Source organism: Roseburia hominis, from assembly GCA_040702975.1.
Taxonomy (GTDB): Bacteria; Bacillota; Clostridia; order Lachnospirales; family Lachnospiraceae; genus Allocoprococcus; species Allocoprococcus hominis_A.
Genome location: CP159990.1, coordinates 450649 through 465858, shown reverse-complemented (window position 1 = coordinate 465858; position 15210 = coordinate 450649). Strand labels below are relative to the sequence as shown.

The 15210-nt window shown below is 44.9% G+C and carries 12 protein-coding genes; 3 read left to right on the top strand and 9 right to left on the bottom strand.

Annotation, left to right across the window (positions count from 1 at the left end; translation table 11 throughout):
• Positions 1-24: 24 nt before the first annotated feature.
• The 4 genes from ABXS75_02070 to ABXS75_02055 form a co-directional block, all read right to left on the bottom strand.
• Complete coding sequence (locus ABXS75_02070; protein XCP85614.1) at positions 25-1731, bottom strand: AAA family ATPase; 1707 nt, start codon at positions 1729-1731, stop codon at positions 25-27.
• 173 nt (positions 1732-1904) lie between these two features.
• Positions 1905-3329 carry a pyruvate kinase gene (pyk, locus tag ABXS75_02065; protein XCP85613.1) on the bottom strand — a complete coding sequence of 475 codons (1425 nt, stop codon included), beginning with the start codon at positions 3327-3329 and terminating at the stop codon, positions 1905-1907.
• A 377-nt stretch (positions 3330-3706) separates the two neighbouring features.
• Entirely contained in the window at positions 3707-5416 is a 1710-nt protein-coding gene (locus ABXS75_02060; protein XCP85612.1) for an AAA family ATPase, read from the bottom strand.
• A 253-nt stretch (positions 5417-5669) separates the two neighbouring features.
• Positions 5670-5993: a cupin domain-containing protein gene (locus tag ABXS75_02055; protein XCP85611.1), complete on the bottom strand. Its 324-nt coding sequence runs from the start codon at positions 5991-5993 to the stop codon at positions 5670-5672.
• A gap of 324 nt (positions 5994-6317) precedes the next feature.
• Between ABXS75_02055 and ABXS75_02050 the strand changes: the two genes are divergently transcribed.
• Both ABXS75_02050 and ABXS75_02045 read left to right on the top strand, forming a co-directional pair.
• Entirely contained in the window at positions 6318-7088 is a 771-nt protein-coding gene (locus ABXS75_02050; GenBank protein XCP85610.1) for an arginine deiminase family protein, read from the top strand.
• Between the two features lie 237 nt (positions 7089-7325).
• Complete coding sequence (locus tag ABXS75_02045) at positions 7326-7622, top strand: hypothetical protein (GenBank protein XCP85609.1); 297 nt, start codon at positions 7326-7328, stop codon at positions 7620-7622.
• A gap of 165 nt (positions 7623-7787) precedes the next feature.
• On the opposite strand, the gene eda is transcribed toward ABXS75_02045, so the two are convergent.
• From eda to ABXS75_02020, 5 genes are all read right to left on the bottom strand, one after another.
• Positions 7788-8756 (bottom strand): bifunctional 4-hydroxy-2-oxoglutarate aldolase/2-dehydro-3-deoxy-phosphogluconate aldolase, encoded by a 969-nt coding sequence (gene eda, locus ABXS75_02040; GenBank protein ID XCP85608.1) that lies wholly within the window; start codon positions 8754-8756, stop codon positions 7788-7790.
• 22 nt (positions 8757-8778) lie between these two features.
• On the bottom strand, positions 8779-10425 hold the full coding sequence (locus tag ABXS75_02035; protein ID XCP85607.1) for an FAD-binding protein: 1647 nt from the start codon (positions 10423-10425) through the stop codon (positions 8779-8781).
• 22 nt (positions 10426-10447) lie between these two features.
• Positions 10448-11473, bottom strand: a complete 1026-nt coding sequence (locus ABXS75_02030; protein ID XCP85606.1) for a sugar kinase — start codon at positions 11471-11473, stop codon at positions 10448-10450.
• Between the two features lie 26 nt (positions 11474-11499).
• Positions 11500-13017: a tripartite tricarboxylate transporter permease gene (locus tag ABXS75_02025; GenBank protein XCP85605.1), complete on the bottom strand. Its 1518-nt coding sequence runs from the start codon at positions 13015-13017 to the stop codon at positions 11500-11502.
• Between the two features lie 268 nt (positions 13018-13285).
• Entirely contained in the window at positions 13286-13516 is a 231-nt protein-coding gene (locus tag ABXS75_02020) for a hypothetical protein (protein ID XCP85604.1), read from the bottom strand.
• A gap of 173 nt (positions 13517-13689) precedes the next feature.
• Here ABXS75_02020 and ABXS75_02015 point away from each other — a divergent pair, with 173 nt between their 5' ends.
• Complete coding sequence (locus ABXS75_02015) at positions 13690-15141, top strand: DDE-type integrase/transposase/recombinase (protein ID XCP85603.1); 1452 nt, start codon at positions 13690-13692, stop codon at positions 15139-15141.
• Positions 15142-15210: the final 69 nt, after the last annotated feature.

Below are 15210 nucleotides of genomic sequence, written 5' to 3'. Positions count from 1 at the left end.
AGTCTACAAAATAAATACACAAAATTATCCCTTTTCAATCAACACATTCTTCCCCTGAAAAGCGAATCCGTAGCTCCGGATACATTCTTTTGCAATCCCCCGCATCTCAAGCTGCGCCGCATACTTCTTTTCCTCAATCTGCTGAAGCGCTGCATTTACCGTATCAGCAAGGCTCTTTTCTCTTCTCGCATTGAACACCTTAAATTCCAAGATGATCGCGTCGTCCTTCTTCGGATTCTTCGGCTCAAACATCACGTCATACCTGCCGAAGCCGCTCTCCCGGTTGGAAGTAATCACATATCTGTTCTGCAATTCTACCAATAACCCCAGCATAAATCCATGATAAAAACGCTCCGGCTCCTCCCTCAGCGAGTTCCGCTCCGTATCAAAATAACTGAATGTTCCAAAAGCCACCCGATTCATATATTCATTCATCGCATCAAGATCGTCAAGTAACATCGCCTTGATAAAATCATTATAATCCGATTTTACCTCCACAAACCACCGACGGATCATACCCTCAAACATACGCTCCACTTCATAATTCGTAAGCGCCAGTTCATACATCTGCTCTTCTCCATTTTCCAGCAGATCCAAACGTTCATAAGAAAGGACTTTCAGATAGCCGCTTGCCACAAGCAGGCTGTAAACTGCCTCCTCGCTTCCGTTTAGCTGATTATACACGATCTGCTCGTCAATCGGAGCCTTTATGACTTCGCCCTTTAACAGTCTCTCAAACGTTTCCTTGACTTTACGGTTTCCTTCCCTAAGCAGCTTTCCTACAAGGCTGTTTGAACTGGTATTTGCCCAATAGGTTGTGATTGTTCCTGTATCTAATAAATTTAAAATGGACCAGGGATTATAAATATCTTTATGGCTGCCAAAAATAAAGCCATCATACCACTGCTTTACCCTTTCCCTTTCCGCACCCAACCCATATTCCTCCAGTGCAGCAAATACCTCTGGCTCCGTAAATCCAAAGGCTGTAGCATATTCATCAGACGTTGTAGTTACTACCTTCAAATTATTCAAATCCGAAAAAATCGATTCCTTGCTGACTCTGGTAATTCCGGTCATGAGTCCACGCTCCAGCCACGGATTGGTTTTAAAGGTGGAATTGAACAGGCTCCTTGTAAAAGCTGTAAGCTCCTCCCAATAACCATCTACATAAGCTTCCTGCATCGGAGTATCATACTCATCTAAAAGAATAATGACCTTCTTACCATAATAACGACAAAGATAATCCGACAGCTGATACAACGCTAAAGTCGCATCCGTATCGCGCATGTCCACCGGCGACAGCATTCGGTCAAAAAATGCTTTATCCGCATCTGCCAGCACATCGCTCTCCTTCAAAAAAGAATATTTTACGTACAAATTCGTAAGAAGCTGGCAGATTTTTTCTTTCGTATTCCGAAAAGTAACTTCCTTCACATTTGCAAAAGAAAGGCTGATCACCGGATAGGTCCCCTGGATTTCCCTGTATTCTTCATTCTCCCATATGGAAAGCCCCTCGAATAGGTCTCCTCTTCCCGCATAATCCACCGAAAAAAACTGCTCTGTCATACTCATATTCAGCGTCTTTCCAAAACGCCGTGGACGCGCGATCAGTGTGACACTGTCTTTACTGTCCCACCACTCTTTGATAAAATCTGTCTTATCCACATAAAAACAATTCTTCTGTATAAGTTCCTCAAAATTCTGTATCCCGATCGCAACTGTCTTCGCCATAGATACCTCCTAAAAAATCCGCTATACCAAGTTCCTTCCTCCATCTTAGTATAGCGGATTACGCATCAATTTACAATTCTACATATCGTATAACTTTCATCTCGATTTCAGACTCCTGTCATGAATGATTCGGCAAAACGGCTTTCCTGCTTTACATAATAATCAATCTTTACTTAATACTCCCCCACAACCGTAGCCTTGATCAGGTTCGTATTACCCGGTTTCCCGAGCGGCACGCCTGCCGTCAGCACCGTCATATCGCCCTCAACCACGTAACCCGCTCTCTCAGCAGCCTCCGTCGCGTGCAGGAACAGAATCTCCATGCTATATTCTTCCTTGATCATGATCGGAGCGATCCCCCAGGACATATTCAGCTTCCGATAAGTCCTCTCATCCGGCGTACAGCCCACGATCAGACAGCCTGGGCGATACTTGGAAATCATCTGCGCCGTGTGTCCGGACTTGCTGACCGTGATGATCGCCTTCGCGCCCAGATCCATCGCCGTCATACAGGTCGCATGGGAAATTGCACTGGTCATATCCTGACGTCCCTCTTTCTTGCGCTCGCTAAGCAGCTGATCATAGGGGATATCACTCTCGGTACGCACCGCGATCCGCACCATCGTCTTCAGCGCTTCCACCGGATACTTTCCTGCCGCCGTCTCTCCGGATAGCATGATCGCACTTGTGCCCTGGTAAATGGCGTTCGCCACGTCCGTCGTCTCCGCACGGGTCGGACGCGGATTCTTCATCATAGAATCCAGCATCTGCGTCGCAGTGATCACCTGCTTTCCTGCATTGTAGACCTTGGAAATAATCTCCTTCTGGATCACTGGAACCTCTTCCAGCGGAATCTCCACGCCCATATCGCCTCTGGCGATCATGATTCCGTCCGCCGCTTCTATAATACTGTCTATATTATTCACGCCCTGCTGATTCTCGATCTTCGCAATAATGTTGATCCCTTCTCCGCCATTTTCCTTCAGAATATCCCGGATCTCCTGCACATCTTCCGCCGTTCTGGTAAATGACGCCGCAATAAAATCAAATCCTTCCCTGATTCCGAACAGGATATCCTCTCTGTCCTTCTCGCTGATAAACGGCATATTCACATCCACGCCCGGGAGGTTGATTCCCTTCCGGTTGGAAACCATACCGCCGTTTTTTACAACACAACGAATATCCTTGCCCTCGATGGCAAGCACCTGAAGTCCGATCAGTCCATCGTCGATCAGAATGCTGTCTCCTTCCTTTACGTCCTGATACAGATTCTCGTATGTCACGGATACCTCCTTGGCCGTTCCGACAATATCTTCCGGCGTCAGGATAAATTCCTGCCCTTCCACAAGCTCTACTTTTCCCTCTTCAAATGTACGAATACGAATCTCCGGCCCTTTCGTGTCCAAAAGCGCTGCAATGGGGAGTCCCAGTCTCTCTCTGATCTCCTTTAGCTGATCCAGCCTTGCCTTCTGCTCCTCGTGAGTGCCATGAGAAAAGTTAAATCTGGCGACATTCAGCCCTTCTTTAATCAGAGTTTCCAGAACGCCTTCCTTGTCCGTCGATGGGCCAAGGGTACAAATAATCTTAGTTTTGCGCATAATTACATACCTCCTGTATATGCTCCATATTTTATCATAGCCCCCAAGTTCTGCCAACGCATAATTTTAAAAGCTGCACGGCATATTTTCGAAAAACTTCCTTCAATGAACTACCTTAAGAATACATCATCTGCCCAATCCAAGGCAAGACAAACCCCACAATTACACTATTTTGTGTGATTTTCTATTATCATACCCAAGGGCATACCGTATGGCGATTTGGCCGTTTCACAAGGTATACCCAAGGGCATACCGTATGGCCATTCGGCCGTTTCACAAGGTATACCCAAGGGCATACCGTACGGCCATTTGGCCGTTTCACAAGGTATATTTCCAGTCAAATCCACGACAGGACCAGGGAGTATTTGACTCTAGTATTAGTCGCCAATTAATACCTTACAGCGTTTCTTACAACACGCAATACCATATTTCAACACCGTTTTCATTCCTTCCGCCCGAAGCCTGTCTGCATATCCGTTTTCTTCAATCTGCTTCAGCGCCCGCCTGCACTGTGCATCAAGCTCTGTATCCTGCGCATATTTTACCTCGATAACAATTCCGATTTCTTCCTCGTCAATCTCGACCCGAATGTCGCTGTATCCTTCCCCTGCTTCTCCATTTGACACCACGCCCCATGTATCCTTAAATCCAAGAATGCCCAACAAAATCCCGTGATAAAAATTCTCTTTCGTCGGTTTCTTAACGAATGTATCCCTGATGCTGATCGTTCTCTTCAAATATTCTGTAAATTGCTCCTCCACCTTTTTTGCATCACCCTTTTTCAAGGCCTCACAAAATACCTGTAACGTCTTCCCATCTTTTTGCACATTGCTCTTAAATAACTCCATGATCTGCCGGGTAAATATTTTTCGTATCTCCATATTGGGAATAGCAAGTTCGAACCTATCCCCCATCACCTTTCCTCTTTGCGTTAAATATCCCGTAGTGAACAAGACGCTCCATATATTATCTACAGAATCATACAACTCCTTATACGTCAATTCCTGCCGGACTTCCTTAAGCACCGTCTCCCCTGCAATCAGTCTCTCAATCTCCCGCTTCATAGTACCTGTATCAGCTTTTTCTACAAAATGTCTCACAATATCGTTATTGCTCGTATTAGACCAATAATTTTGCGGCACTACCGTAGAGTCAGCTCTTAACTCGTCGCAGTAACTGATCACATCCCACGGGCAGTAAACATCCACATTCCCGAACCGATACCCGTCATACCACTCTTTTACACTGGTATATGCTTCAGTAAGCCCATAATATTTCAGTATTTCTCTCACTTCCCAGTCCATAAAACCAAAATACTTGTCAAACCGCACGTCGGCAACGGATAAAACTTTTAAATTGTTCATACCCGTAAAAATACTCTCTTTTGCCACGCGCAGGCATCCCGTCAAGACAGCAAAATATAAAAAATCATTTGTTTTAAGTCCCCGGCTGAACATATTACGAATCAGAGAAACCATCTGGTCATAATATCCCCCGTCATTTGCCTTTGCCAGTGGAACATCATATTCGTCAATCAAAACAATAACTTTCGTATCATAATGCTTGTGAAGAAGAGAACAGAGAGTAAAAAGGGCATTCATAAGCATCTCATCAGACATTTCAAAATTACCCTCAGCTCCCACATGGATAAGTGCCTGAAACCGCGCTTTTTCCATTTCCGACAACCGCTTGCTTTGACTCAGTAACTCAAAACGCATTGCCTCGCTTCCGATAATGGAACACATCATAGAACGGGCAGTATCAAAATTCTCACCATTTACATCTTTTAATGAAATCGCTATTACCGGAAATTTACCCTGGTATTGTTCACATAAATCTTTTTCTTTTGAAATATTCAGATTTTCAAATAGCGCCTTATTACAACCGATTTCAAAAAATGTCCTTAGCATACTCATATTTAAAGATTTGCCAAAACGCCTGGGGCGGGTAAAAAGATTTACCTTTCCCCAATTATGAAGCAAATCGGCAATCAATGCGGTTTTATCAATATAGTAAAAATCTTCTGTCCTGATCTCGGCAAAATTCTCAATCCCTACCGGGAGTTTTTTCTTCATCGCAGCACTCATTTTATGTGTTCACCTCTTTTCATTACCTACTCATAGAATATCATCTTTTTCCCCATTATACAAAAACTTTAGGGGATGTTTTTCAAAAAAGTATGTATATACAAGGCATAGCAAAAGCGCAGCCATGAACCGGCTGCGCAAAATCGCTGGCTTCGCTCCAAAGCCTTCTTTATAAAAACCTGAACAGACAGCTCACCTCAGCCCTAAAATCCCGGCAGGCTCTCTGCAAAAACCGTTTTCCTATATCCGGCAATTAGAAAGAAACGACCAACTGCATTTTAAACTGTTCCTCGCCAAACACAGCGTGCGGAATATCCTTCGGCATAATCAGGGTATCTCCCTCATGCAGGATAAATACGTCTCCGCCTACAGTAAATTTACCAGTACCTTCCAGCACCGTTACCATTGCGTCCCCGCCTGCCGCATGTGTGGAGATCTCTTCCCCTTTATCGAAAGAAAAAATGGTCATGCTGACATATTCATTCTGTACCAGCGTCTTGCTTACGACCTGTCCCTCCTGATAAGCTACCAGATCTTTCAGTTTCAGACATACCTTCTTGTCAATATTTTTATACATTGTATTTCCTCCTTTTTGGCAATTTTAAATCTTACTTGTAATTTTACTCTACCAATTCTCACTTGTATGTTGGAATTCCAACATACAGAAAATTTCTTTTCTGCTCTTCCTCATCCCAGTCTCTCAGTTTCGCAGCCTTCCTCATGCTCTTGTCCATTTTAATATTTTTACATTCTCCTGTGTTTTTATTCAGTTTTTCTTGATTTTTATGCAGCAAGGGTTTAATATTGTTTCATAAATATACCTTATGAAATGGCCGAATGGCCATACGGGATGCCCTTTGGGTATACCTTATACTACACTATGTCAGGAGAGAATATTAACATGTTTCAGAATGTAATTGTAAAAAGACCATGCAGCAAGATCATCGAGGGAATCACTTCCGCTCCGGAACTTGGAAAACCGAATTATGAACTGGCGCTCAAACAGCATGACGCCTATATCGAAGCACTTAAAAGCTGTGGCGTGAACGTGACCGTATTGGAGGCAGATGAGAATTTCCCGGATTCCTGCTTTGTGGAGGATACGGCAGTTCTAACCAGAAAATGTGCGATCATCACGAACCCAGGGGCAGCCTCCAGAAACAAAGAAGTAGAGGCGATGATCCCGGTAATCAAACAATTTTACAGTGAGGATTGCATCGAATACATCAAAACCCCCGGCACATTAGAAGGCGGCGACGTTATGATGGTCGGAGATCATTTTTATGTGGGCCGTTCCGCAAGGACCAACGCAGAGGGCATTCGTCAGTTTATCGCAATCCTGGAAAAGTACGGCCTCAGCGGATCAGAAGTGGTATTGGAGGAAGTCCTCCACCTGAAGACCGGCGTAAATTATATCGAAAATAATAATATGCTGGTATCCGGTGAATTTATCGACAAACCCGATTTTGCCCAATATAACAAATATGTAATCCCGGAAGACGAAGCCTATGCGGCAAACTGTATCTGGGTCAATAACAAGGTCATCGTGCCGGCAAACTTCCCGAAAGTAGCAAAAATCGTGGAAGACGCAGGATATGAGGTGATTCTGGTGGATACCTCGGAATATCGTAAAATTGACGGCGGCTTAAGCTGCCTTAGCCTGAGATTCTAAACGGTAAAAAATGTACGGCGCCGATACCGGTAGTTCATTATTCTGTTACTATGCTTACCCAAAGGGCCCATGGCCCTTTGGGTAAGCTACTATTATTTCACATGAATTTATACCTCCATCTTACCTATTTTCTATTATTTTTCCGCAAAATTTCGCAATTTCTGGCATCCCCCATAACCGTATATAACCAAAGTGATATTCCTGAGTTGTATTTAAAAAAAGGATTGTGTATAATAAATGGATGATGTGAGTGATGAGTTAAAAGCTTTTCTGGATTATCTGGCCGGTGAAAAAACGGATGATGTTTATGTACGAGAACTTGAGGAAGCTGTACAAGAAGCAAAAAAGAATCGAGAATGGAGGCATGAATATATGACATTATTGATGAGAGACCAGGAAAATATTGAAAAAGGAATTGAAAAAGAACGCCAGAGAATCATCATTAAAATGGTAAAACAAGGTCTCAGCAATGAGCAAATTATAATGCTCTGCGATACCTCGGAGGACGAGATCAGAAAGTGCAAAGAAGAGTAAATCTCTGTTACTTTCCGCTCTATACTTTTCCAAATATAGTAACGATGCAATTGCCAGAATAAGGCCCACTGGACCTTACTTCAGGTATACCCGGCAACAAAAACACCGGAGCCGCTGCTCTATAGATGCCCCTTCATCTATATTGCAGCGGCTCCGACAATCCTTCTAACTTTTCTGTACGATATGAAGCATGAATCCATTCAGACTATCCTGCAAATACACAGATTTTAATTGTCCGTCAACATCATATCGAATACTCTCTTCAATGACGCCAAATCCCTGTTTCGTCAACTGATATATTGCTCTCCTTACGGAATTTGTAAAAAATCCTATATGGCCATTGATACCATAGAAAGGCTTTTTCATAATCTCAATACGCTTGTCCGCAGAAAATATAGAACTCTTTCCTTCTTCGCCCGTAAACCCAAATAACTCTTCAAGACGGTCGGCACAGGCATGAGCATTTTCCGAAGTTTCACAATTGATTCCCACATGCGCAAATTCAAACCCAAGGGATACTGCTATCACTTGCCTGCAAAGAGCTGAGATTCCCTCCCAGTCTTCCGATTCGAGCAGATTCTTTCTTGTGACTAATCCACCTGCGCAGGCAAATACATACTCGTCAGACATATACTCTGCCAGATTATCCATAACGACCCCGCCTGCCGGAAGAAATTTAATTCCCGGAAATGGTGCGGCTAAATAATGGATCGCGGAAAGTCCCCCAATTGGTTCCGCCGGAAATAGTTTCAGAACTTTTAACCCCGCCGCTACGCCTTTTTGAATCTCGCCCGCATTTGAGACTCCCGGGATAACAGGAATCTGATTATTACAGCAATATTCCACAACCGCCTCATCATACCCGGGCGAAACTACGAACATCGCGCCGCTATCCCGCGCACACTCAGCCTGAGCGACCGATAAAACAGTTCCTGCTCCGACAAGCATATTCGGGCATTCTTTTCGAATCGCCCGTATACACTCGGAGGCTTCCTCTGTGCGGTATGTTACTTCTATTATAGGAATTCCTCCTCTTTCCAACGCATTCGCAAGACACACTGCTTTATTTACATCATGAAGTGTTACCACCGGAACGAATCCTACATTATAAATCATTTCCATTATTTCTGTCATTTTGTAAACTCCTTTATCCTGTTCATAATGGTTTTTGAATTACAAATGGCCTATCAAATACAGGAGATTCGTAAGGATAATCTTCTCTATAATGACTGCCCCTGCTTTCCCTGCGTGCCTGCGCAGCTTTAAGCATCATATCTGCCGTCAGGAACATATTTCTCATCTGATAAGGCCCCCAGACGTCATTCTCATCATAGATTGCATTTTGGGCTTCCTCCTTTAAGCGCGCAAGCTGCTCCCTTAAATGTATGCATTTTTCTTCGGAACGAATGACCAGCAAATCATTGAGCATATGCTGCCGGATCTCCCCCATGATCTCACCGGCAGGACGGCCGGCTCCCTCTGCTTTAAGTAAATGATATTGTACTGTTTCGGGAAAATTCTTGTCTAAAGCGAGCGCTTCCTTTGCAGCCTCCTCACCGGCAATTTTACCGTACACAACGCAGGTGACCAACATATTTCCCCCTAGTCTGTCCGCGCCATGGGGCCCGGCTGCCGCCTCGCCGACCGCATACAGCCCCGGAACCGAACTTCTTCCTTTGGAATCAATTTTTATTCCCCCATTTATGGCATGGGCAAAACAGGCAATTTCCATTGGAGCGTTCTTTGCATCAATTCCTCTTTGTAAGAACCATTGATTCGTAAGCCGCCACATATCTTCAAATAACGGCAGATCTACTTTATTCCCGGCCTTAAGCGCCTCTCTCACATCGAGCCGCACCCCTCCATGCTCCAGCCCTTTCCCTGAAGCTACGGCGTTCTGGATCGACAGCTCAATATTTTTCGACGTCGATTCACTGCTAAACGGATAATGCACCGATTTTGCATCCATCGCAGCTTCCAGCGCAATGCCATCCGGAAATGTATCGGGGAAGACCGACTTTTCCTCTTTATCCGTGACATGCGGATGCAACGCCCAGATCCATGAATTTAATATCGAAAGGCCCGGTGCCAGAACCCCCATTCCGACCTGCATAAATTCCATATTCATAATCCGTGCTCCCGCAAGATATCCAAGAGCATAGCTATCTCCTGTCATCTCTTTGGGATTAAGCGAATATTTGAACAGCTGCCCCGCACCGCCGCTTGCCAGGATTACCGTGCCGGCATAAATGATCGTCACAGCCCCGCTTCTTGCTATCGCGGCTGCTCCTATACATCTTCCGTTCTCGACCAGAAGGTCGGAGACCATCGTGTTTTCTAATACTACGGTCTTTTCGTTTAATGCATTTTTTAAGGCATTAACAATTTTACTTCCATGTCCGCGAAGATTGTAATTTCTCGGAAGAGAAGCAAAACATCCCTGTGAAACGAGATATTTTCCGCCTTCCTTTTCGAATTCCACTCCAAAATTCTCGAGTTCCCGAACCGTTCCGACCGCCCCATCTACCAATGTTCTGACAACCTCCGGGTCACACATGCCATGCCCGGCACGCATAATATCCTCGTAATGAACATCCGGATTATCTTCCCTGCAACGATAACTATCGGCCACTGCAAATCCCGAAGCTTCTGTCACCTTATAACAGGAAGCTCCTGAGCTGCCGACACGCCCTTTGACCGCCAGGATCACACTGGCGCCTTGCTGCTGCGCCGCAACGGCCGCACGCATACCGGCAGCGCCCGCTCCGACAACCAGCACATCGCAGTTCATAGTTTTATTCATCCCTTTCTCATCTCCCTTCCACTTAACGCTGTACCCTTCCTGATGCATTTCCATTTACAAGTGCGAGTACATCCTCTCTTGATACTAAGTTAAAATCTCCCGGTATCGTCTGTTTTATACAGGACGCTGCAACCGCAAATTCCAATGCCGCCTGTTTATCCATACCGCTGCACAATCCATAAATCAGGCCGCCCGCAAAGGAATCCCCTCCGCCGATGCGATCCACCAGATCTACCATATAATTTTTGCTCGTATAGCACTGCTCCCCATCATGAAGGATCGCCGACCAGCCATTTTTGCTGGCAGATATGCTTTCCCTCAGCGTGATCGCCTGCATTTTAAGCCCATAACGCTTTACCATCTTCTCGGCAACGATGGTGTAGGACTTTTCATCAACATTCCCTTTTTCAAAGTCAGTCCCTTCTGCCTTTATCCCGAAAACAGCTTCACAGTCTTCTTCATTTCCAATGCCGACATCCACATATTCCATCAATGTCTCCATCGTTTTACGCGCGGTCTTTTTATCCCAGAGCTTATGCCTGTAATTGTAATCAACACTGACCATTACATTCATCTGTTTCGCAATCTTCAGCCCTCTGAGCAATTCTTCTCTCGGTCCTTCTCCCATCGCCGGCGCCGTACCTGAAAAATGGAACCAGTCTTTTCCTTCGAGGATTTTTTCCCATTCTAAAGTTCCCGGTTCTAAATATGCAAAAGAACTATGACCGCGATCGTATATGACCCTGGAAGGACGCTGCGAATATCCGGTCTCCGTATATAATATGGCAAGCCGCTCACCCCCTCTTACAATAAAAGACGTGTCAAGCCCGTATCTGCGAAGGTAATTAATGCACGCCTGCCCGACATCGTGGTCCGGGACACGCCCCACCACATACGCCTTCATTCCGTAGTTCGCACAGGATACCCCGACATTCGCTTCAGCTCCGGTGAACCTCACTTCATATTGATCTGCCTGAACGATTTTTCCCATTCCTGCCGGGCTGAGCCTTTCCATCAAATCTCCATATAAAACAATACTTTTGTCCATAAAATGCTCCTAATCTGTATTTCACTCTACCCACGTTTTTGTCTTACGCTCTTTACAAATTTTTTAACAAATGGAAATATCAAAGTAGCAATTATCAAAGCGAAGATTACACAAGAAACCGGACGACGGAAAAAGTAACTGTAATCACCGCCTGATATCGAAAGTGCCTTCCGCATATTTGATTCCAGTGTCTCCCCGAGCAGCAGCCCAAGAACCAATGGGCCTGCCGGAAAGTCAAAATATTTCATAAAAAATCCCAGAACTCCCATGACAAGCATGATGACAACATCGCCAAACCTGCCGTTAAGAGAAAAGGAACCGACAATGCACAAAATCACAATACACGTCCAGATCGTGGGCTGTGACACGTTAAAGAATTTTGAACAAATCTTTGCAGTGGCCAGCCCCACGATCAGGAAACCAACGCTTGCAAACGCCATTAGCAAAATAATCTGTGCCGTGAACACCTGATGTTCGTTAAACATAGACCACCCCGGCTGAAGGCCGTACATCATGAGAGAACCGATAAGTACGGCAGTGACCGAATCACCCGGCAGACCAAGCGTAAGCATTGTCATCATCGCACCACCCACGACCCCATTATTTGCAGTGCTTGATACCATGAAGCCCTCCAGAGAACCTTTTCCGTACTCCTCTGAATGCCTGGAGAATTTTTTGGCATTTCCCCAGCATATAATAGTAGAGATATCGCCGCCGGCAGCCGGTATTGCACCGATCACCGTCGAAACGCACGCGGTAACAAGCGCCATAGGCATCCATTTACCCATTTGTTCCTTTTTCGGCCATATACTTCCCAGCTTCATGTTTATATGCCGTTTTTCCTGGCTTTCCTTCTCAAGCTTCTCATTTCTGATAACCGTTTGGTAGAGGACTTCTCCCAATCCAAATATGCCTACTATCACCGGTATGAAATCGATGCCCGCAAGTAGGGAAACACTTCCAAATGTAAAACGCGGCATCCCCAATATCGGATCCAAGCCCACGCACGCCAGTAAAATTCCCAGCGTTCCCATGATAAAACCTTTTAGCACTTTTCCTTCCGCAACGGCTATCATCATCACAATGCCAAAAAGTGAGATCATAAAATACTCCGCCGGTCCAAAGGATACCGTGAATCTTGCGATCGGCTCCGCAAGAACAGCTAAAAAGAAAATACTGATTATACTGCCTATGAAAGAAAAAATCGCATTGATTCCCAAAGCCAGCCCGCCTTTCCCCTTTAAATAAAGGGGATAGCCGTCAAAACACTGTGTTACGGATGACGGGGTTCCCGGGGTATTAATAAGCACTGCGGAGATACCTCCGGCAAAGCACGCTGCATTGTAAAGACCTATAAGCATTGCAAAACCACATTCTTTTGAAAGCCAAAACGTTAATGGCGTCATTATGGCAACACCCATGGTTCCCGATAAAGCAGGAAGCGCACCGATAAATGTGCCTACTAAAACGCCAATAATAAGCGCCAGTATGATGTCTATCTGCATCAACGAAGAAAAAGCCTCGCCCCATATTGATAATGACATTTTTTACTCCCTCCTTTATGCTAAATAATAAACTGTATGGAAAAACCAACTGTAAACATCAAATACATGAACACCGTCAAACCAATGGAAAAAAGGATCGTAAATCGAACAGGTCTGCGAAAAAGCAGGTTCACGGCTAAGGTCAGTCCAAACAAACATATATAGAATTGCTTTGTCAGTTTCCAAAAAACAATAAACAATATTATGGCCGCAAAAATGGCTACCGCCGCGATAATATTTCCCTTTGTTATTGCTGCCTTTTTAGCCATCATCTCTTCGGAAGGCTGCTTTTCCCGGGGATTTTCCTTGCATTTTTAATCACCATCGCAAGCCCAAGTGCAAACAGGACAGCGCTGAATATCATCGGGAAAAAACCCGCTCCCGGAGTTCCGTCATTTAATACCGTAGTAAAAGTAAGCTTTGGATTCAGCAGCGTGGTAATAAAAAGTACAGCACCAATAAGCGATGTGATTGCACCCGCCAATAGTTCACTTAACATAATCCGTCCTCCATATACCGCATGGTAGTGTCAAAAACTACCTGTTTTTTTGTTCCAAAATCTTATAAAAACCTTGATTTTTAGGGAAATCTGCAATAAAAAGAGCATTGACCTCCCTTTTTCGTGTATAATGTCATCGACCAAAACAACACTCACGAAAGGAGCCAATGCTCATGGACATTATACAATACTTACTCTCTGTAATTCAATATCTTTACCAACAAAACTGCTGGCTGATTCACTTTATCTGCAAATATATCCCCCTCAAGCAGTGGGCCTTTGATGATTCTCATTCTCCTAAATACCAGAAGTTCAAAACTGATGAGCTTCCCAAAATGCAGATCCATCAAAATGACTGGGACTGGCAGCTCCTGATTCCCTACTTTGATCACAAGTATCACGAAAAGATCAGACCTATTGCACGCCGCAAGGAATGCGATATCCCTGAGGACCTCATATGTCCCTGCTGTCATGCTCCCCAGCCCTTCCTCTACCGCAACAACGGTAAAAAGGGGCAGATTAAATGCAAGGTCTGCAACACCACTTTTTCTCCTGATGAGAACCGTTTCTCTAAACAATACACCCTTCGCTGCCCTCACTGCGGCAACGCTCTGGCACATAAGAAAGAACGCAAGCACTTTATCATCCATAAATGCGTCAACCCGAAATGCCCTTACTATCTTCATAACCTGAAGAAAGTCGATAAAGAACATCTCGAAAAAGATTATGGCAAGAACGAATACAAGCTCCATTATATCTACCGTGAATTCACGATAGATTTCTTTAAGATGGACTTAAACTCTCTCCCCAGGAATGCTTCCTCCCTCAGGTTCAGCAAGTTCGACTCCCATGTCATGTCCCTGTGTCTGACACTTCACGTGAACCTCAGCCTTTCCCTCAGAAAGACCTCGCAGGCTCTCAAAGACCTGTATAACATCCAGATCTCCCACCAGCAGATCGCCAACTACTGCAAGACAGCCGCCATCTGTATCAAACCTTTTGTAGACAACTACGATTATGATGCCGGTGATACCTTTACCGCTGATGAGACCTACATCAAAATCCGCGGGATCAAGACCTATATCTGGTTCATCATGGACGCCGCCAAACGTTCCATTATCGGCTACCAGGTGTCTGATAACCGTGGTGTCGGCCCCTGCATCATGGCGATGCGCATGGCCTTCCGCCACTTGAAAGAACTTCCCAAAAACTTCCGTTTTATTGCTGATGGTTACAGTGCCTATCCCTTAGCGGCACAGCAGTTCTTCCATGAATTCGGTGATGCTTTTAAATTCAACATCACTCAGGTGATTGGACTTACCAACGACGATGCTGTTTCCAAAGAGTTCCGGCCATTCAAACAGATGATCGAGCGGCTCAACCGCACATACAAAGCATCCTACCGGAAAACAAACGGATTTGACAACATCGACGGTGCCAACTATGACCTGGCTTTATGGGTTGCTTATTATAACTTTCTCCGTCCTCACAAGCACAACAACTATCATGTACTTAACGAAGTGGATATGCTGAAAGGCACGGACAATATGCCGGGAAAATGGCAGCTCCTGATCTTCCTCGGTCAGCAGACAATCCTGAATCTACAAAAATCGGGAACTGCATAAACGGAGCGGAACTGTTGTCAGGTGAACCGTGGAATAATGGGGCAGGGGCCCCGTTATGCCGCGAAAGTC

Coding starts and splice junctions, on each gene's coding strand:
- ABXS75_02020 (XCP85604.1), bottom strand. CDS start 13,516: ATGTTAAGTGAACTATTGGCGGGTGCAATCACATCGCTTATTGGTGCT.
- ABXS75_02060 (XCP85612.1), bottom strand. CDS start 5,416: ATGAGTGCTGCGATGAAGAAAAAACTCCCGGTAGGGATTGAGAATTTT.
- ABXS75_02055 (XCP85611.1), bottom strand. CDS start 5,993: ATGTATAAAAATATTGACAAGAAGGTATGTCTGAAACTGAAAGATCTG.
- ABXS75_02030 (XCP85606.1), bottom strand. CDS start 11,473: ATGGACAAAAGTATTGTTTTATATGGAGATTTGATGGAAAGGCTCAGC.
- ABXS75_02025 (XCP85605.1), bottom strand. CDS start 13,017: ATGTCATTATCAATATGGGGCGAGGCTTTTTCTTCGTTGATGCAGATA.
- eda (XCP85608.1), bottom strand. CDS start 8,756: ATGACAGAAATAATGGAAATGATTTATAATGTAGGATTCGTTCCGGTG.
- pyk (XCP85613.1), bottom strand. CDS start 3,329: ATGCGCAAAACTAAGATTATTTGTACCCTTGGCCCATCGACGGACAAG.
- ABXS75_02045 (XCP85609.1), top strand. CDS start 7,326: ATGGATGATGTGAGTGATGAGTTAAAAGCTTTTCTGGATTATCTGGCC.
- ABXS75_02050 (XCP85610.1), top strand. CDS start 6,318: ATGTTTCAGAATGTAATTGTAAAAAGACCATGCAGCAAGATCATCGAG.
- ABXS75_02070 (XCP85614.1), bottom strand. CDS start 1,731: ATGGCGAAGACAGTTGCGATCGGGATACAGAATTTTGAGGAACTTATA.
- ABXS75_02035 (XCP85607.1), bottom strand. CDS start 10,425: ATGAATAAAACTATGAACTGCGATGTGCTGGTTGTCGGAGCGGGCGCT.
- ABXS75_02015 (XCP85603.1), top strand. CDS start 13,690: ATGGACATTATACAATACTTACTCTCTGTAATTCAATATCTTTACCAA.